Source organism: Profundibacter sp., from assembly GCF_965277155.1.
Lineage (GTDB): Bacteria > Pseudomonadota > Alphaproteobacteria > Rhodobacterales > Rhodobacteraceae > Profundibacter.
Genome location: NZ_CBDIBV010000009.1, coordinates 63297 through 81052 on the forward strand (window position 1 = coordinate 63297; position 17756 = coordinate 81052).

At 60.1% G+C, this 17756-nt stretch carries 22 protein-coding genes; 11 read left to right on the forward strand and 11 right to left on the reverse strand.

The features are described 5' to 3' along the window. Positions 1 to 2 precede the first annotated feature (2 nt). Entirely contained in the window at positions 3 to 356 is a 354-nt protein-coding gene (locus tag ACQY4M_RS07595; RefSeq protein WP_428542785.1) for a phenol hydroxylase subunit P4, read from the forward strand. 14 nt (positions 357 to 370) lie between these two features. Beyond that, on the forward strand, positions 371 to 1438 hold the full coding sequence (locus tag ACQY4M_RS07600; protein WP_428542788.1) for an NADH:ubiquinone reductase (Na(+)-transporting) subunit F: 1068 nt from the start codon (positions 371 to 373) through the stop codon (positions 1436 to 1438). 70 nt (positions 1439 to 1508) lie between these two features. Here the strand turns inward: ACQY4M_RS07600 and ACQY4M_RS07605 are convergent, their stop codons facing one another. The 7 genes from ACQY4M_RS07605 to ACQY4M_RS07635 form a co-directional block, all read right to left on the reverse strand. After that, positions 1509 to 2507: a branched-chain amino acid ABC transporter permease gene (locus ACQY4M_RS07605; RefSeq protein WP_428542791.1), complete on the reverse strand. Its 999-nt coding sequence runs from the start codon at positions 2505 to 2507 to the stop codon at positions 1509 to 1511. Next, positions 2474 to 3379 carry a branched-chain amino acid ABC transporter permease gene (locus ACQY4M_RS07610; RefSeq protein WP_428542794.1) on the reverse strand — a complete coding sequence of 302 codons (906 nt, stop codon included), beginning with the start codon at positions 3377 to 3379 and terminating at the stop codon, positions 2474 to 2476. Before ACQY4M_RS07610 ends, ACQY4M_RS07605 begins: the two co-directional genes overlap by 34 nt. Further along, positions 3379 to 4098, reverse strand: a complete 720-nt coding sequence (locus tag ACQY4M_RS07615) for an ABC transporter ATP-binding protein (RefSeq protein ID WP_428542797.1) — start codon at positions 4096 to 4098, stop codon at positions 3379 to 3381. Before ACQY4M_RS07615 ends, ACQY4M_RS07610 begins: the two co-directional genes overlap by 1 nt. Beyond that, on the reverse strand, positions 4082 to 4810 hold the full coding sequence (locus ACQY4M_RS07620; RefSeq protein ID WP_428542800.1) for an ABC transporter ATP-binding protein: 729 nt from the start codon (positions 4808 to 4810) through the stop codon (positions 4082 to 4084). Before ACQY4M_RS07620 ends, ACQY4M_RS07615 begins: the two co-directional genes overlap by 17 nt. 67 nt (positions 4811 to 4877) lie before the next feature. Then, on the reverse strand, positions 4878 to 6161 hold the full coding sequence (locus ACQY4M_RS07625; RefSeq protein WP_428542803.1) for an ABC transporter substrate-binding protein: 1284 nt from the start codon (positions 6159 to 6161) through the stop codon (positions 4878 to 4880). A gap of 30 nt (positions 6162 to 6191) precedes the next feature. Then, positions 6192 to 6722 carry a redoxin domain-containing protein gene (locus tag ACQY4M_RS07630; protein ID WP_428542806.1) on the reverse strand — a complete coding sequence of 177 codons (531 nt, stop codon included), beginning with the start codon at positions 6720 to 6722 and terminating at the stop codon, positions 6192 to 6194. 3 nt (positions 6723 to 6725) lie between these two features. Next, a complete protein-coding gene (locus ACQY4M_RS07635) occupies positions 6726 to 7469 on the reverse strand; it encodes a GntR family transcriptional regulator (RefSeq protein ID WP_428542809.1) in 744 nt (247 codons plus the stop codon). 218 nt (positions 7470 to 7687) lie between these two features. Here ACQY4M_RS07635 and ACQY4M_RS07640 point away from each other — a divergent pair, with 218 nt between their 5' ends. Genes ACQY4M_RS07640 through ACQY4M_RS07680 form a run of 9 tightly spaced genes read left to right on the forward strand, consistent with a single transcriptional unit; the run spans position 7688 to position 14565 of the window. After that, the gene (locus tag ACQY4M_RS07640; protein ID WP_428542812.1) at positions 7688 to 7984 is read left to right on the forward strand and encodes a 2Fe-2S iron-sulfur cluster-binding protein; all 297 of its coding nucleotides are present in this window, start codon (positions 7688 to 7690) and stop codon (positions 7982 to 7984) included. 51 nt (positions 7985 to 8035) lie between these two features. Beyond that, the gene (locus ACQY4M_RS07645; RefSeq protein WP_428542815.1) at positions 8036 to 8944 is read left to right on the forward strand and encodes a catechol 2,3-dioxygenase; all 909 of its coding nucleotides are present in this window, start codon (positions 8036 to 8038) and stop codon (positions 8942 to 8944) included. After that, positions 8944 to 9369 (forward strand): GlcG/HbpS family heme-binding protein, encoded by a 426-nt coding sequence (locus tag ACQY4M_RS07650; protein WP_428542818.1) that lies wholly within the window; start codon positions 8944 to 8946, stop codon positions 9367 to 9369. The genes ACQY4M_RS07645 and ACQY4M_RS07650 overlap by 1 nt, the downstream gene beginning before the upstream one ends. Before the next feature lie 18 nt (positions 9370 to 9387). After that, positions 9388 to 10848: a 2-hydroxymuconic semialdehyde dehydrogenase gene (locus ACQY4M_RS07655; protein ID WP_428542821.1), complete on the forward strand. Its 1461-nt coding sequence runs from the start codon at positions 9388 to 9390 to the stop codon at positions 10846 to 10848. A gap of 12 nt (positions 10849 to 10860) precedes the next feature. Further along, the gene (locus ACQY4M_RS07660; protein ID WP_428542824.1) at positions 10861 to 11652 is read left to right on the forward strand and encodes a 2-keto-4-pentenoate hydratase; all 792 of its coding nucleotides are present in this window, start codon (positions 10861 to 10863) and stop codon (positions 11650 to 11652) included. A gap of 4 nt (positions 11653 to 11656) precedes the next feature. Beyond that, positions 11657 to 12598 carry an acetaldehyde dehydrogenase (acetylating) gene (locus ACQY4M_RS07665; protein WP_428542827.1) on the forward strand — a complete coding sequence of 314 codons (942 nt, stop codon included), beginning with the start codon at positions 11657 to 11659 and terminating at the stop codon, positions 12596 to 12598. Position 12599: 1 nt separating this feature from the next. Beyond that, positions 12600 to 13619 (forward strand): 4-hydroxy-2-oxovalerate aldolase, encoded by a 1020-nt coding sequence (gene dmpG, locus ACQY4M_RS07670; protein WP_428542830.1) that lies wholly within the window; start codon positions 12600 to 12602, stop codon positions 13617 to 13619. After that, the gene (locus ACQY4M_RS07675; protein ID WP_428542833.1) at positions 13616 to 14383 is read left to right on the forward strand and encodes a 2-keto-4-pentenoate hydratase; all 768 of its coding nucleotides are present in this window, start codon (positions 13616 to 13618) and stop codon (positions 14381 to 14383) included. Before dmpG ends, ACQY4M_RS07675 begins: the two co-directional genes overlap by 4 nt. A 2-nt stretch (positions 14384 to 14385) precedes the next feature. Further along, positions 14386 to 14565 (forward strand): 4-oxalocrotonate tautomerase, encoded by a 180-nt coding sequence (locus ACQY4M_RS07680; RefSeq protein WP_428542836.1) that lies wholly within the window; start codon positions 14386 to 14388, stop codon positions 14563 to 14565. A 24-nt stretch (positions 14566 to 14589) separates the two neighbouring features. Here ACQY4M_RS07680 and ACQY4M_RS07685 read toward each other — a convergent pair whose 3' ends face one another. From ACQY4M_RS07685 to ACQY4M_RS07700, 4 genes are all read right to left on the reverse strand, one after another. Next, a complete protein-coding gene (locus ACQY4M_RS07685) occupies positions 14590 to 15282 on the reverse strand; it encodes a YcbK family protein (protein WP_428542839.1) in 693 nt (230 codons plus the stop codon). A gap of 66 nt (positions 15283 to 15348) precedes the next feature. Next, positions 15349 to 15648, reverse strand: coding sequence for a DUF6127 family protein (locus ACQY4M_RS07690; RefSeq protein WP_428542842.1), 300 nt, complete (start codon positions 15646 to 15648; stop codon positions 15349 to 15351). A 25-nt stretch (positions 15649 to 15673) separates the two neighbouring features. Continuing rightward, the gene (locus tag ACQY4M_RS07695) at positions 15674 to 16711 is read right to left on the reverse strand and encodes a DUF2793 domain-containing protein (protein ID WP_428542845.1); all 1038 of its coding nucleotides are present in this window, start codon (positions 16709 to 16711) and stop codon (positions 15674 to 15676) included. After that, on the reverse strand, positions 16708 to 17754 hold the full coding sequence (locus ACQY4M_RS07700; RefSeq protein WP_428542848.1) for a phage tail baseplate protein: 1047 nt from the start codon (positions 17752 to 17754) through the stop codon (positions 16708 to 16710). Before ACQY4M_RS07700 ends, ACQY4M_RS07695 begins: the two co-directional genes overlap by 4 nt. Positions 17755 to 17756: the final 2 nt, after the last annotated feature.

A 17756-nucleotide genomic window follows, 5' to 3' on the forward strand; every position in this document is an offset into this window, starting at 1 on the left:
TTATGTCTGTTACTGCAATCGGAGACTATCCGGCGATCGTCAAGGACGGTATCGAGAACTTCCATGGCAATACCATGGTCATCATCGGCTGGGATCAGCATGTTATGGTCAGCTCGCCCATGGCTTTCCCCCTGCCTGTCGGCATGCCCTTCGGGGCGCTGGTGGCCGAGGTGATCCCGGCGGCCTATGGGCCAGACCCGGACTTTGCCAAAATCGAATGGGGCAAGGTCGAGTGGATGCTCGATAATGCCCCGCTCACGCCGGACATGGACAAGAGCTTGGATGAAAACGGCATCGGCCACAAGTCGGTGCTGCGCTTCAAGACCCCGGGGCTCAACAGCCTCGGACCACGGTAAGCATCGGAGCGCCAATGAGCTACGAAGTAACCGTGGAACCCCTCGGGGTCACGATCGAGGTCGAGGAGGGGCAAACCCTCCTCGACGCGGCCCTGCGCGAAGGTGTTTACCTTCCCCATGCCTGCGGGCACGGGCTGTGCGCCACCTGCAAGGTCGATATTCTGGAAGGCGAAGTCGAACACGGCGACGCCTCGCCATTTGCCTTGATGGACATGGAGCGCGACGAGGGCAAGTGCCTTGCCTGCACCGCCACGCCGACGAGCGACATGGTCATCGAGGCCGATATCGAAGAAGACCCGGATGCGCGCTCAATTCCCGTGCGCGACTTTTCCGCGACCGTCAGCGCAATCACCAGATTTTCCGACCGCATTGTCGGCATCACCTTGAAGCTGAAGGACGGTCCGATCGATTTTCAGGCTGGCCAGTACATCAACCTGCATGTGCCTGCCGCCGGGGATCGCCCGCGCGCCTTCTCGATCGCTTCGCCGCCCTCAAAGGCTGACGAGATCGAACTGAACGTGTGCAAGGTCAGGGGCGGCGCAGCCACGACCTGGCTGTACGACGATTTGACCGAGGGCACCGCGTTGAAAGTGACCGGCCCTTACGGGCGGTTCTTCGTGCGCAAATCCAGGCCCGAGCCAATGATCTTTCTGGCCGGTGGCTCTGGCCTGTCCAGCCCCAAATCAATGATACTGGAATTGCTGGAAACCGGCGAAGACCGTCAGATCACCCTGATCTATGGCGCGCGCGATCAGGCAGACCTGTATTACTATGACCTGTTCAGCGAACTGGCCGAAAAACACGCCAACTTCACCTATATTCCGGTGCTGTCAAACGAGCCGGAAGATAGCAACTGGCAGGGCGAGCGCGGCTTTGTCCATGAAGCGGCCGAGCGTGCCTTTGATGGTCGGTTCAAGGGCCACGTCGCCTATCTCTGTGGCCCGCCACCGATGATCGACGCCTGCATCACCACCCTGATGCAGGGGCGTTTGTTTGAAAAGGAAATGTATTTGGAACATTTCTACGACGAATCCAGCCGCGACGACAGCAAGGCCAAAAGCCCGCTGTTCAAACATATCTGATCCGGTTTTTCCGGTTTCTCCTGGTGACGGTGCTTCCCTGCAGGCACCGTTTCCCTGTCTGCTTACCTGTTTACTCCAGTCGCCGGCCGGTCGGAAATACCGACAGGCCAAAGCGTGCTTTCAGCCCGCCCCAGACACCGCGCTTGTCAAACAGCATCACCGCGATGGCAATGCCCCCCATCATGATCAGATACCACGTTCCCCAATCCGCCGCGATCTCGCGCAGGGCAAAAAAGATCACCACCCCGACAATTGGCCCCTCGATGGTACCAATCCCGCCGATCACCACGATGAAGATCACGAAAGCGGTCCATTCATTGACGCTGAAGGCCGCGTCGGGCGTGATGCGCAGCTTTTGCAAAAAGATGAACCCGCCGGTCAGCGCCGTAATGAAGGCGGTAAAGATATAGATCAGGAACTTGACCCGCCTTGTGTCGACCCCGACGCTCTCGGCTGCGTCCTCGCTGTCGCGGAGTGCTGTCAGCGCCATGCCCCAGCGCGAGCGCAGCAAGGTCCAGACCCCGATGACCGATATCACGGCGATGGCAAAAGCGATGTAATACATCACCTGATCGCGGCCAGCCCGTGTCGTGGCCAGTGATTTTGCCACCGCGATCGGCAGCGAAATCCCCGAACCACCGCCCAAGGTGCTGATCTGCGCGGCGATCAGGCGAAAGGATTCGGCAATCACCCATGTGCCAATGGCAAAATACGTCCCCTGCAGGCGAAAGGCGATCCAGCCGGTGGGAATGGCAATGATTGCGGTGGCCACGGCCGCCGCCGGGATGGCCACCAGCACCGGCAGGCCGGTAAACATTGCCAGCGCGAAAAACAGATAGCCCCCCAGCCCGACAAAAGCTTGCTGCCCGACCGAAATCAGCCCCGAATATCCGGCCAACAGGTTCCAGATTTGCGCCAGGGCCAGAAAGCTGAACGCCTCCATCAACAGGCGCAGGTCGGCGCGGCCCGCCCAAAAGGGCGCAAAGGCCAAGGCCACGCCAGCCAGAATCAACAGGGCGCCGCGCAGGCCCCTGTTCACGTTCGGCAATGATGCAGCGGTGTTGTCCATGAGATCAGCCTTTCATCCGAGGAAACAGCCCCCTGGGCCGCAGCATCAGTACCGCCAGAAAGACCAGATGCCCCGCCAGAATTTGCGAGCCCGCATCGATTTGCGCCCCCAGCGTTTGCGCGACACCCAGCACGATGCCCCCCCAGCAGAGTGGCCCAGATATTGCCCATCCCGCCGATAATCACCGCCTCGAAGCCGAACAATAGCCGCACCGGCCCTGCGGAAGGGTCGAAATTGGCCTTCATCGCCAGAAAAATACCGGCCACGGCAACGACAAAACTGGCCAGCATGGTTGCCAGCGCAAAGATATGGGCGTTATTGCCCCCCATCAGCGGCACCATTTCCGGGTCATCCGAAGTGGCACGCAGCAGCCGCCCGATGGCGGTGCGGTAAAAGATGAACTGCAAGATTCCAATCGCGGCCACCGCAGCCAGAAACATCATCAGCGGCAATACACCAATTGCCAGGTTCTGGCCGAGTGGAACCGAGGCGGTCTCGAGCCAACCGGTCGAAATTTTCTGGCTGTCAGCGGAAAAAACCTCAAGCAACGCGTTCTGGATGATGATCGACATGCCAAAGGTTACCAGCACTGGCGGCAGAACATCCTTGCCCAACACCCGGTTCAGCAGCAGCCGCTGGTTCAGATACCCCGCCACCCCCAGCAGCCCCACCACCAGCACCACGCCAATCGCCGGATGCAGCCCCCATGTCACCACAAAGGTCAGCATCATATAGGCGGCGATCACGATGAAATCGCCATGTGCCATGTTGATGAAACGCATCACCCCGAACATCAGGCTCAGCCCGGCTGCGAGCAGGGCATATAGCCCACCCAGCAATATGCCCTGCACGATTGCATTGATCCAGTCCATCAGGCGGCCTCTCCGTTTTTCATGCCGAAATAGGCGTCGGCAATCTGCTTGCGGCTCAGGTCTTTGGGGGGGGCGGTCAGGGTGACGCGGCCCTCCATGAAGCAATAGATATGGTCGGATACCGCCATGGCCTGGCTGACATCCTGCTCAACCACCAGAATTGCGGTGCCCTGCTGGCGGATTTGCGGTAGGGCCTGATAGATGTTCTTGATGATCTTCGGGGCAAGGCCAAGGCTGATCTCGTCACATAACAACAATTTGGGGTTGGACATCAGCGCACGTCCGATCGCCACCATCTGTTGTTGACCGCCCGAAAGAGCATGGCCGGGATTGGCCCGCTTGGCGACGAGATCGGGGAAAAGGTCATAGATCGCCTTCAGGTTCCACGGCCCATTGCGCCCGCCCGAAGCACCGATCAGCAGGTTTTCCTCGACGCTCAGCGAGGGAAACAACCGTCGCCCCTCGGGCACCATGGCCAGCCCCAGCTTGTGAATCCGGTCGGCGGGCAGTCCGGCAATGGATTGCCCGTCAAATGTCACCTGCTGCCCCTTGGTGGAGCGCAGGCCGGTAAGGGCGCGCAGAAAGGTCGATTTGCCGGCCCCGTTGGCGCCAATGATCGCCAGTGCCTCACCGGCGTTCAGAGTCAGATCAATGCCGAACAGCGCCTGAAAATCGCCGTAAAAGGCCGTCAGGTTTCGGGTTTCAAGCAGCGTGGTCATCTATTTCGATCCCCATGTAAATCTCTTGCACGAGCGGGGTTGCCATGACCTCGGCGGGTGCGCCCTGCGCGATGATGATGATCTTGCCAAAATCAATAACGATCAGCCGTTCAACCACGGCCACCAGTGCATGCACGATATGTTCGATCCAGATGATGGAGACGCCGCTGTCGCGGATATCACAGATGGTCCGGACCAGCGCCTGACATTCACCCTCGGTCAGGCCACCGGCAATTTCGTCCAGCAACAGCAGCTTTGGCTGCGTGGCCAGCGCGCGGGCCAGTTCCAGCCGTTTACGTTCCAGCAGCGAAAGCGTGCCGACCTGGACATTGGCCTTGTCCAGCAAACCGGTGCGCGTCAGAATATCACGGGCCTGATCCGTCTTGCCGCCGCCAAACGAGGCAGCAACCAGCAGGTTTTCATAAACGCTCATGCCGGTAAACGGGTGCGGAATCTGGAACGAGCGGGCAATCCCCTGACGGCAACGCTGGTTGGCCCTCTGGCGGGTGATGTCCTGCCCGTCAAAGCGGATCTCTCCCGATGACACAGGCAAGGCCCCGCCGATCAGGTTGAACAGGGTTGATTTCCCCGCCCCGTTCGGGCCGATGATCCCCAGCGCCTGCCCACGGGGCAGATCAAGGCTGATATTGTCAGCCACCTGCAATGCGCCAAAGCTTTTGTTGACGCCTACCAGCGATAGAATTGGCTGCATGCCCCCCCGTTTTCGGCGTAAGCGGCGGCATTGTGCCGCCGCTTTTGTTCGTATCAGGCCTGTCCGACTAGCCGATCGGGCGCATACTGGCCGAGGTCGGAATATCGGGATGATCCCCGTTCTCGACGAGCTGCAGATCCAGCACCCCGCCGTCCAGCTTCCACTGACCACCAACCAGCGGCGTCTTGGCGATATTGGGCACAGGGCCTTTGGAGAAGTCGATAGTGCCCACCACCGAATCATAAGACGTGGCTTTGATCGCAGCGGCAATGCTTTCCGGGCTGGTCGGATCTTCGGTGCGCCTGAGCGCGTCGACAGCGACCTCCAGCAGCGCGTGTTTGAAGCCCAGCGGCATCGTCCAGGGGTTGCCGGTGGCGGCGGTGTATTCGGCGGCCAGCTCGGCAGAGGTCTGGCCGGTAAAGCCCGACGAGAACGGATGCTGGGGCGACCACCAGACCTCGACCGACAGCCCGTCGGCGCGTTCGCCCAGCCCGGCGATGGCATGCGGAAATTCGGTCGCCTTGGCGGCATTCACCACCTTGGGGTGGAAATCCTGCTGGGCAGCCTGGGTCCAGAAGGTGGTGAAATCCGGTGGAATGACCACACCGGTCACAATTTCCACACCGGCTTTCTTGAAGGCGGAAATCTGCGCGCTGAAATCGTCGCTCATATTCTGATAGCGGCCGGTAGCAACCAGTTCATACCCCCGCTCGGCCATCACTGGTGGGAAGCCATGGGTCGGATCGGCCCAGCCGTTGCCGTCAGGGTCATTGGGCCAGAGCGCCCCAACAACCTTGTTGGTTTCCACCTGATCCCACATCGCCATATAGACCGAGATGATGTCCTCAAGCCCCCAGAAGAAGTGATAGGTATAGTCAAAACCCACAGCCGGATCGCCCTGACGGCCAAAGAAATGTGGCTGCCACGGGGTGTCATTGGTGATGCAGGGTACGCCGTTCAGCTCGGCCTGATCGGCCACCGGATTGGTGGTATCAGGGGTGGACGCGGCCATGATCAGGTCCACCTCGTCTCCCAGAATCAGCTCCTGCGCCACCGAAGAGGCACGGTTGGAGTTGGATTGGCTGTCCTTGACGATGAATTCAACCGCGTGGTTGGCTCCGTTGATGTTCAATCCGCCTTCGAGTTGCTTCTTGAACTGGTTGAGCGTGAAATCATCCGGCTCGGTAAAAATTGCCAGCGGTCCGGTTGTCGGTGTGACATAGCCGATCCTGATTGTCTTGGAGGCAGCGATTGCCGGGCTGGCAAGGCTACTGGATGAAACAAGGAGGCCCATGCCGGTGGCACCTTTGACAAAGCCGCGCCGCGTCAGTCCTGATAATGGTTTCTTCATGATGTTCTCTCCCTGTGTAGCATTTGGATGTCAGTTGCGAACGATATGTGATCCTCGCGGCGCACTGCCTTTTGGTACGCATTTCTCGACCGCGCGCAGCAGGTTTTTGATGTCAGGCAGTTGGTGCGGGGTGGAATAGATGCCGCTTAACCCGATGGTGCCGTCATTGCGAATCCAGAAGTGGGCCGGTTCGGCAAAAACTGGCGGCTCATCAAGATCGGCCGTCCCTTGTGACAACAGCACCCCCCAGCGTTCTTGTGCATGCGTCGGATCCAGAGAATGGGCAATCGGCAGGCGGGCAATCTGCATTTCGGCGGCCATCGCCTGAAGGTTGTCGGCGCTGTCGGCGCTGGCCGCCAGCAACATGACCCCGCGTATCGCGAAATCACCGATCATGTCGTCAAGAGCCTTGAGGTGAAACCGGCTCACCTTGCATTGGGCATGGGGAAAGAACGTGACCAGCGTACCGTTAGCGGCCGGTTTTGCCGCCGGATTAATGGTACCATGCCCAATGGTTTCAAACGCCATGTCCGGCGCTGGGCTGGAAGGAATGCACGCCATGACTCACGCCTCGCCAAAACTGCTTGCAAACTTTCCACCAGGAATTCGCTCCGCCAGCACACCGATGGATTTTCCGATATGCTCGCGCAACAGTTTTTCCGCCAAAACCTTGTCCCGTCCAATTGCCGCATCGAAAATCGCCTGATGCTCGGCGCGCACATCTCGTGGGACGGAGCGCGAACTGATGGAAATGCGCAGATATCGCACCGACTGGTTATAAAGAATATTGCGAAATTTTTGCAGCCAGCGGTTGTGGCAGGCCGCATAGAGCGCATCGTGGAAGTCGCGATTGCGAAACTCCCAATCCCGCACGTTTTCGTCCGAAACCTCGTCCGCTTTACTCGCCAGGATCGCTTTCTCGATTTTTGCCAGACGGTGATGCGCGGCCACAAGGTTGCCTTCCCACTCATCATCGCCGTTTTCCATCGATTCCAGCAGCGCCGCTGATTCCAGCAAGGCGCGCATTTTGACGATCTCTTCGAAATCCGCCATCGAAACCGGCGCTACGCGAAATCCTTTTTGACCTTGCGTGGTTACGAGATTCTCGACCAGCAAACGCGAAAGGGCTTCGCGCACGGTGGACGATCCGACACCATAGCGCAGTCGCAGATTTTCAATTCGCAGGCGGCTTTCCGGCTCTATCTCGCCGTTAAGGATGGCCTGCATCAACGACGAATACACCACACCGATCGCGGTCTTGCCCCCGCCAACCTTTTCTTCCTGAATATCGCCATTGGTAACTTGCAAACCGTTCTCCTGAATTTCCGCATTTTTTTAGCCGAGTCGGCGCTAGCTGACAAGAAAAACCTATGAAATGATATTAGAACCCGAAATTGCGAAAAAAACGACTTTTAAAAACGATATTCCATTTGACAAACGATTTTGTCACATTCAAACTGCACTCAACGTGGCGACACAAAGGAAGCGAAGCAGAGCGGTTTTCGCGCAGCAGCTATGGGGGAACAATGCCTACAGTAAGACTCGAAGGTGAAACTGCCGGGCGCCCGATCCGTGACGGCGAAGTCGTGCTGGGCGCGCTTGAGCGCACCGGGGCCACTTCGGTGCGGGTCGGCTGTCGCAAGGGCGGCTGCGGGGCGTGCCGGGTCAAGGTGCTTTCGGGAGAATATACCACACTGAAAATGAGTCGCGCACATGTCACCGAACAAGAAGAGCGCGAGGGATTCGCGCTATCCTGCCGGCTGCTCGCCAAGACGGACCTGATACTCAGCCCCGCTTTCAGAGCGCCGAAACGGCCCGGATAATTACGAAGTCAACTTCACAAAAGGGAGAAGAAAATGTCACAAGAAGGATTGATGAGACCGGGGTTTGCACAGCTCCGGGTGCTGGATATGGATGAGGCGATCGAACATTACGTCGAACGCCTGGGCCTTGATTTGGTCTCGAAAGAGGATGACGGCCGGGTCTACCTCAAATGCTTTGACGAATTCGGCCGCCACTCCATCGTGCTGCGTGAGACCGATCAGGCTGGCATCGACGTCTTCGCTTTCAAGGCTGAAAACGACGACGCCATGGACGGTTTCCGCAAGCGGATCGAGGATTGGGGCCTTGAGGTCGACGAGGTGCCCGCGGGCGAAATGCCCGGGACTGGTCGCCGCATCGGCTTTACCATCCCCTCGGGTCACCGGATTGAGATTTTCGGGGAAATGGAGCTTTCGGACATGGCACCGGAAACCGTCAACCCGCATATCTGGAAGGGTGAGCCGCCACGCGGCATGAAGGCACAGCGGCTCGACCATTGCCTGCTTTATGGCCCAAATCTGGCAGAAACCCAACAATTCCTGATCGAGGCGCTTGATTTCCACGTGCCTGAACTGGTCAAGCTGCCCGACGGAGAGCCGTTTGCCATTTGGGCCACCGTGTCCAACAAGGCGCATGACATCGCCTTTGTGGCCCATGAAGAGCCTGGCAAACTGCACCATATCGCCTTTTTCCTGCAGGACTGGGCCGAAATTGGCCACGCGGCCGACATCATCACCCAATACAATCTTTCGCTGGATCTGGGGCCAACGCGGCACGGTATCACCCGTGGGCAGACGATCTATTTCTTTGATCCGTCCGGCAACCGCAACGAGGTGTTTTCCGGTGGTTACACCGCCTACAAGGACCACCCGCAGCGGACTTGGGACATGGAAAACGTCGGGCGCGGCATTTTCTACTACGAGCGCAAGCTCAATGATGCCTTCCTGTCTGTCGTTTCGTGATGTCTGCGACGACCAAAACGCTTCGGCTTACCGCCGAAGCCGCCCTGAGCGCCGTTCACGCGGCGGTCAGGCATGGCCGGAGCCTTGGGGTTTCGGTCAATGCCTGCGTCGTCGATGCCGGTGCCAACCAGATTGCCTTTCTGCGTGACGACGGGGCTTTCCTGCCCTCGGGCGACATTGCCCGCGACAAGGCGCGCACTTCGGTCGGGTTCGGCTTGCCCAGCGGCAAGCTCTACGAGGTGCTGAAAGGTGAGCCGGACGTGCTGGCCGGCATTGTCAACCGGCCCGGCGTGGCAGCCTTTCCCGGTGGATTACCGATTATGGCTGGCGATCATCTGATCGGCGCAATCGGGGTTTCCGGTGCGTCCGCCGAACAGGATGATGCCTGCGCCGCAGCCGGAATTTCGACTCTAGATCTATCATAGCTAATCAGGAATGCCAAAATGACCGATGCGCTTCATTTTATCAATGGCGAGTTCACAAGTGGCAAAAGTGGCCAGAACTTTGACAATTTCAACCCGGCAACAGGGGAAAAAATCGGCGTTGTCCACGAGGCGCTGAAGCCCGAGGTTGATGCTGCCGTTGCCGCTGCCCGCGCAGCCCTAAAAGGGCCATGGGGCAAAATGAGCATGGTTGCGCGCACCGATCTTCTCCATGCGGTGGCCGATGAAATCAACAACCGTTTTGACGATTTCCTTGAGGCCGAGATACTGGATACCGGCAAGCCGCGTGGCCTTGCCAGCCATATCGACATTCCGCGCGGGGCTGCCAACTTCAAGGTCTTTGCCGACACGGTCAAGAACGTGCCGACCGAGAGCTTCATGCTCGATACACCGGACGCTACCGGTGCGCTGAATTACGCTGTTCGCAAACCCAAGGGCGTGATCGCGGTGATCAGTCCGTGGAACCTGCCGCTGCTGCTGATGACGTGGAAGGTTGGCCCGGCGCTGGCTTGTGGCAATACGGTTGTGGTCAAACCCTCCGAGGAAACCCCGCTCACCACCACCCTGCTGGGCGAGGTGATGAACAAAGTCGGCATGCCTGCGGGTGTGTTCAACGTGGTGCACGGCTTTGGCCCCGATAGCGCCGGTGCCTTCCTGACCGAGCATCCGGACGTGGACGCCATCACCTTTACCGGCGAGACCCGCACTGGCGAGATCATCACCCGGGCTGCAGCCAAGGGATTGCGTCAGGTAAGCATGGAATGTGGCGGCAAGAATGCCGGCATTGTCTTTGCCGATTGTGATATGGAAAAGGCGATCGAGGGCAGCCTGCGCTCGGCCTTCGCCAATTGCGGGCAGGTCTGCCTTGGCACCGAACGGATTTACGTGGAGCGACCAATTTTTGACGAATTCGTCGCCCGTATGAAGGAAGGTGCCGAAAGCCTGAAATTGGGGAATCCGAATGACCCCGAAACCAATATGGGCCCGCTGATTTCAAAAGAGCACGAAGAGAAGGTGCTGTCTTATATGGCGTTGGCCGAAGAAGAGGGCGCAACCGTTGTGACCGGTGGCGGCAAGGCCGAGATGCCCGCGGAATTCGCAGGCGGCTGCTGGGTGCGCCCCACCATCTGGACCGGCCTGCCCGAGAATGCACGGGTGATTCGCGAAGAGATTTTCGGCCCCGTCTGCCATATCACCCCGTTCGACACCGAAGACGAGGCCGTGCGGCTAGCCAATGACACCGATTATGGCCTTGCCACGGCAATCTGGACCGAGAACCTTTCCAGGGCGCACCGCGTTGCCGCGCAAATCGATGTCGGCATTGCCTGGGTCAATTCGTGGTTCCTGCGCGACCTGCGCACGGCTTTTGGCGGGTCCAAGCAATCCGGGATCGGCCGCGAAGGCGGGGTGCATGGGCTGGAATTCTATAGCGAACTTAAAAATATATGCGTAAAGCTCTGAAGGAGCCACTCAATGACAGACACAAATATTCAACAGGCTGCCGACCGTATCTGGCAGGCTTGGGAAACCGGTGAGCCGGTGGCTCCTGTGCGCGATCTTCTGGGCGACAGCGATGTAGAAGCCGCCTACAAGGCGCAGGAAATCAACACGAAGCGCTGGCTGGCCAGCGAAGAGCGCAAGCTTTCCGGCCGCAAGATCGGCCTGACCGCCAAGGCGGTGCAGGCGCAATTGGGCGTGGACCAGCCCGATTACGGTATGCTGTTTGCCGATATGGAAGTGCCCGATGGCGAGGACATTCCGCTGTCGCGCGTGCAGCAACCCAAGGTCGAAGCCGAGGTTGCCTTTGTGATTGCCGCGCCGCTGACCGGCCCGCATATCACCATGGTCGACGTCATGGCCTCGATTGGTTATGCGGTGCCAGCCATCGAGGTGGTCGGCTCGCGGGTGGCCAACTGGGACATTCGCATCACCGATACCATTGCCGATAACGGTTCCGCCGGGCTTTATGTGCTGGGCCAGCAACCCAAGCGGCTGGGCGAGTTCAACCCGCGCCTATGCGGCATGGTCATGTTCAAGAATAACGAGCCGGTTTCCGTAGGGGCCGGTGCCGCCTGTCTGGGCAGCCCGCTGAACGCCACCCTCTGGCTGGCACGCACCATGGCCCGCGCCGGGCAACCGCTTGGCCCGGGTGATCTGGTCTTGTCGGGCGCGCTTGGCCCGATGGTAGCCGCTGAACCCGGTGATGTGTTCGAGGCCCGGATCAACGGGCTTGGCTCGGTTCGTGCCGCATTTGCAAAGGAATAGGACCATGACAAAAATCAAATGTGCCATCATCGGTTCGGGCAATATCGGCACCGACCTGATGATCAAGATCATGCGCATGTCCGATGTGCTGGAAATGGGCGCGATGGTGGGGATCGACCCGGCAAGCGACGGCCTGGCCCGGGCCGCGCGCATGGGCGTTGCCACCACCCACGAGGGCATCGAAGGGCTGACCAAGCTGCCCGAATACAAGGATATCCGCATCGTCTTTGACGCCACCTCTGCCGGTGCCCACAAACACCACGATGCGGTTTTGCAAGCCGATGGCAAGCAGGTGATCGACCTGACCCCGGCAGCGATCGGCCCCTATACCATCCCCTCGGTCAATATCGACGCCAATCTGGACGAGGGCAATGTGAACATGGTCACCTGCGGCGGGCAGGCCACGATTCCCATGGTTGCTGCGGTCAACCGTGTCGCCAAGGTGCATTACGGCGAGATCGTCGCCTCGATCGCCTCGAAATCCGCAGGCCCGGGCACACGCGCCAATATTGATGAGTTCACCGAAACCACAGCCGAGGCCATCGAAAAGGTCGGTGGAGCCACGCGCGGCAAGGCGATTATCGTCCTCAATCCGGCCGAGCCGCCGCTGATCATGCGCGACACGGTGTTCTGCCTGTGTGACGAGGCCGATCAGGACAAGATCCGCGAATCCATCCTTGAAATGGAGCGCGAGGTGCAAAGCTACGTGCCCGGCTACCGGTTGAAGCAGGAGGTGCAGTTCGAGCATATCGGCTCCAACGACCCGCTGCACATCCCTGAAATGGGTGGCGATTTCACCGGCCTGAAAGTATCGATTTTCATCGAAGTAGAAGGTGCGGCGCATTACCTGCCCAAATACGCCGGTAATCTCGACATCATGACCTCGGCGGCGATGAAAACCGCCGAACGCCTGTCGGTGCAACGCAAATGGGTAGAGGCCGCCTGACATGACCAAACTTTATATTCAAGACGTAACTCTGCGCGACGGCATGCATGCGGTTCGCCACAAATATGATCTGGGCCATGTACGCGCCATTGCGCAAGCATTGGACGAGGCCGGCGTGGACGCCATCGAGGTTGCCCATGGCGACGGGCTGACCGGCTCGACCTTCAATTACGGCTTCGGGGCCTTCACCGACAGTGACTGGATTCTCGAGGCCGCCAAGGTCATCAAGAACGCCAAGCTGACCACCCTGCTGTTGCCGGGGATAGGCACCATCGAGGATCTGAAAAAGGCCCGCGATAACGGCGTGCAATCGGTGCGTATCGCCACCCATTGCACCGAGGCGGATGTCTCGGCGCAGCATATCGCGGCGGCTTGCGAAATGGGGCTGGACGTGTCCGGCTTCCTGATGATGTCGCACATGACCGATGCGGATAATCTGGCAGCCGAGGCCGCCAAGATGGAAAGCTATGGCGCGGCCTGCGTCTATGTCACCGACAGCGGCGGGCGCCTGACCATGGCCGGCGTCCAGGACCGTTTCAATGCCTATAAGGCCGCGCTGAAACCCGAAACCCAGCTGGGCGCGCATATGCATGAAAACCTGTCGCTGTCCGTGGCCAACTCGGTTGTGGCGGTGGAAAACGGCGCCTACCGTGTTGATGCCTCGCTGGCCGGTATGGGGGCCGGAGCGGGCAACACACCGATCGAGGCATTCGTGGCGGTGGCCGATCTTTACGGCTGGGAACATGGCTGTGACCTGTTCAAACTGCAGGATGCCGCCGAAGAACTGGTGCGCCCCTTGCAGGAACGCCCGGTGCGGGTGGACCGCGAAACCATGACGCTTGGCTATGCCGGGGTCTATTCGTCCTTCCTGCGCCATGCAGAGCGGGCGGCCGAACTTTATGGTTTGGATACCCGTGAAATTCTGGTCGAAGTCGGCAAACGCAAGATGGTTGGTGGACAGGAAGACATGATTGTCGATGTCGCCCTCGATATGGTCAAGAACAAGGAAAAATCAGCATGAGTGACCTCGCAAGAATAGCCGAAATCGCCGACGAAGCAGCGCGCACCGGCACCGCCATCCCGCAATTCTCTGACGAGGCCCAGCTGACCATGGAGCAGGCCTACGCCATTCAGGCCCTGTCCATGCAGCGCCGCTATGCGCGCGGCGAACGCCGGGTCGGCATCAAGATGGGTTTTACCAGCCGCGCCAAGCAGGTGCAGATGGGGCTGGATGACCTGATCTGGGGCCGCCTGACCAGCGGCATGCAGGAAGAAGAGGGCGGCATCATCAATTTTTCCCGCTATGTGCATCCGCGCGTAGAGCCGGAAATCGCTTATCTGATCAAGCACGAGCTTTCGGGTAACGTCACACCGATACAGGCACTGGCGGCGGTCGAAGCCGTGGCACCGGCGATGGAAATCATTGATAGCCGCTATGACAATTTCAAGTTCGACCTTGGCGATGTGGTGGCCGACAATTCCTCGTCCTCGGGCTTTGTTCTGGGCAACTGGTTTCCCAAGGACACCGATGTAACCAATCTGGGGCTTGTGCTATCCATCGACGGGCGCGCCCAGCAAATCGGCTCGACCGCAGCGATTCTCGGCAATCCGATACGCGCGCTGGTGGCTGCGGCGCGGGTCGCGGCCTCGGCTGGCGAAGTGCTGGCGCCGGGTGATATCGTGCTTGCTGGCGGTGCCACAGCAGCGGTGGCGCTGGCACCGGGCATGGCGGTCGAAACGACATTCGAGACCCTCGGAACCGTCGCCTTTAACGTAGGAGAATAACCATGCCCCTCGTCGAAGTAACCCTGATCGAAGGCCGCTCCAACGAAAAAAAGGCGGCCCTGATCGCCAAGGTTACCGATGCGGTGGTCGAGGCCATCGACGCGCCAATCGAATCGGTCCGGGTCGTTATCCGCGAAGTGCCCCCGCAACATTGGGGCGTGGCCGGCAAGCCCAAGGGATAGCCCCGGCCCTTCCTTCTCCGCCCATCAGCGCCGCCCCTTTCGCCAGTCGTCCCAGCGGGCGTAAATGGTGGTTCCGACGCCGATCAGGGCCACAGCGATGAACAGCCAGCGGATGGTATCGAGATAGGGGATCAGCGGTTGTAGGGCGGACTGGGTGTCGGTGACGGCCTGTTGCACCACCTCTACACCCGCCGCGCCGATGGTGGCAATGCCCGCTGCGCCGCCGCCTTTCATGGTGCGGCTTTCCGTCAGGCTTTCACGCAGACGTGGCGGCTCATCGGCAAACCGTGTGGTGCGACCACCGCGGGTGGCACGCGGCGGGAACGGGTCGCCCCATTGGCGGGCGCGGCCGATGTCGATGTGCATGAAATTTTGCCTCGGATAGAAGCCGAAACCCGTAAACCCGATGGCCCGTGCCGCCGCTTCAAAACCTTCCGGATCATGGTTGGCCATGGAGATATCGAACGCCGCACCCTGCAGGTGCATGGAATGTTTGGCCCCGCCAACCTGCCGGTTATAGGCAGGGCTGCGATAGGCGGAATGGGCGATCAGCGGCACGCCGAGGTTGTCGCGCAAGGCCTGCAGCTTGTCGAGCGCCGGCTCGTTGATACGGATGGTGCCATCGCCACGACAGGCGATCTCCTCCGGGCTGAAGTCGGGCCAGCGCCAGAGCTTTTCCGGCACGTCGCGCCAGTCGGCGTAGTAATGAGTGGTCATGGTTTCCTCCAAAAGAAAACCCGCCGATTGGCGGGTGTGGTCGGGATAAATTGTGTCGAGGTTGCTTCAGCCGAACAGTTTCAGCTTCACGGCAATGCCCGCGATCAGGGCGAGCAGCAGGCCGGTGGTGCGACCACTGCGAGTGGTGATCAGGCGCACGATGGTCTGCCAGGCGGTGCGCCGCGCAATACGCAGGCTATCGAGCAGAGTGCGCAGATCGTGGATGTCGATGGCGGCTTCGGGACCGTCGAGGCCAACGTCGGCCAAGGCACGGCGTGCGCCCTGTTCAGCGGCGCGGGCCAGCATGGCTTCGAATTCATCCTCGGGCATGCGCACGAAGCCCGCTTCAAGTTTGGGCGGGGTCATTTGAACTCCTGTTTTGATGGGTGGATCAGACTTCGCGCCATTTCGGGAAAACCATCTGGTAGACCCAGTTGTTGGTCGAGGTCATGGTACTGACGGGGTTTCCTGTCCAGCTGGCAGGCAACCCACCTGTGATCTCGGCATTGCTGCTGTTCTCGTAAAGATAGACCTGCGGGGCGACGACACGGGGATAGGCGCTGGTGCCGCTGCTGTGGGGATAATACCGGGTCAGGCCCAGCGTCATCCAGCGACCATATCGGGCGTAGGCACCGGCTCCGCTTACCCCCATGGTAGTGACATACCAGCCTTTGCTCAGGGTCTGCTGCGAGCCGGTGCTGTAACTCAACGTGAACGGATCGACCGGCCCCCACCAGTCGGTGCCGCCGCCCTTGGTCAGGCCGCCAATGCTGCGGCGCTCGGGATCCATGCCGTTCGGAAAGCTGGCCGCGCCGGTATTGCCGTCCGCCCGCAATGCCTCAAAAAATGTGCTGCCGTCGGCGCTGACCTTGAGGACGAAATCGTCACTGCCCGCCGTGCCCATCTCGGCGCGCCCCGACCAGTTGGTCTGGAACAAAAGGCTGGCGGTGTCATCGGCTGCGGCCTTGTTGATCTTGAGATGATGACCGTTGCCCGCGTGATTGAGCAGGGTTGCAGCAGCGGAGACCGCCAGCCTGTTGGTGGCATCCGAAGATGTGCCGATGCCGACACCGGAAAGATTTTGCAGGTTCGGCACGAAGGAAGCCCACGCGGACCCGTTCCAGACCAGCAACTCGCTTGCCGTGACGTCCCACGCCATCCAGCCCGTCTGGGGGATCAGGCGCAGCCATGCGCCACCGGAAAACAGCACCAGATCGCCATCCCAACCGGCCCAGGCACCTGTTGCCCCGGCCGCGACAAGGTAACGATCGCCCTCAGTGGGGCTGCCCGGCGGAGATGCAAGATCCCGATCCAGAACCGAGAGTTGCACCAGTCCATCCAGTTGGGAAAGCGCCTCGTTGACGGTCACATGTTTTTGCGCCTGCGCGGCCGCCAGATACGGCAAGGCCAGGTTCGGGGTGTTGGTCATAGGCTTTCCTTGATGGTGATGGTCTCAAAATGCGGCGCACCCCGACCGAGCGCGCCGATCTGGTAAAGGCGGACGGACAGGCTGGTGACAGGCCCGCCGAAATCAGCGGTCTGCATTGCGGCGGTGTAGGTGAACGTGGGGCTGGCAACGGTCAAGGATCGCTTGACAGTTGCCCCGTCCAAAAATTCCAGATCATAGGCTTCGCTGGCTTCCGACATCGGCACATCGGTCAGCACCCAGCTATCGGCCGAGAGTGAGCGGTCGCACCGCAGCCAGCGCAGGGTCAGATCACCGTTTGCTTCCCGCCGCATCCGCACCTGTTCCGGAGCGAAAGGCATCAGCCCGCGCCCGTTCGAGGTGAAACTCTGCGCTTGCATGATGGCATCAGACGGGGCCGCGCTGGCCGGACCGATGCGCCAGTTCCATGGCAGGCCCAGATCGGCCTCGGCAATGGAGAGCGGTTGGAGGCCGGACCCCAGCACCACCATCCGCGCGCCGGTGGGTGTGGGATTGCCCATGGCATCAAAGGTGCCACGCTGGCCGCGTAGCAGGTGCATCAGGCGATAACGGCCCGAAGAAACCAGCTCCGCATTTCCGAATTGGATGATCTCCCAATTGCCAGTCGCGCTTTCCACCGCCAGCGCATTGGCTCCGGCAAACAACTCGGTATCGGTGACGCTGGTCAGCGTGCCGGAGGAAACATCCAGCAGCAGTTCATTGCCATGATCGAACCGGTCGAGAGGACCGGCCGGAAGATCCGCAACCAGCGTGCCAAACTGCGCCGCCTGACCAATGGTATCCAGCAAGGCAAAGCCCGAAGTGTCGGCACTGCGCCAGACGGCCGCCGTGCCATACCACGGCTTGGCGAACACCGCTGCATAGGGCCGGTGCGCCGGAACGGCATCAGAAATTTGCGGCAGGTCCATCAGGGCAATTTCCGCCGGACCATAAACGGTGGGGAACCTCTGTAAATTCCCGTTTTCGCCTTCTTCGCGGCGGGGTGGACGGTTTTTCGCCTGTCCCGCCTGATTGCTTCGGATCATAA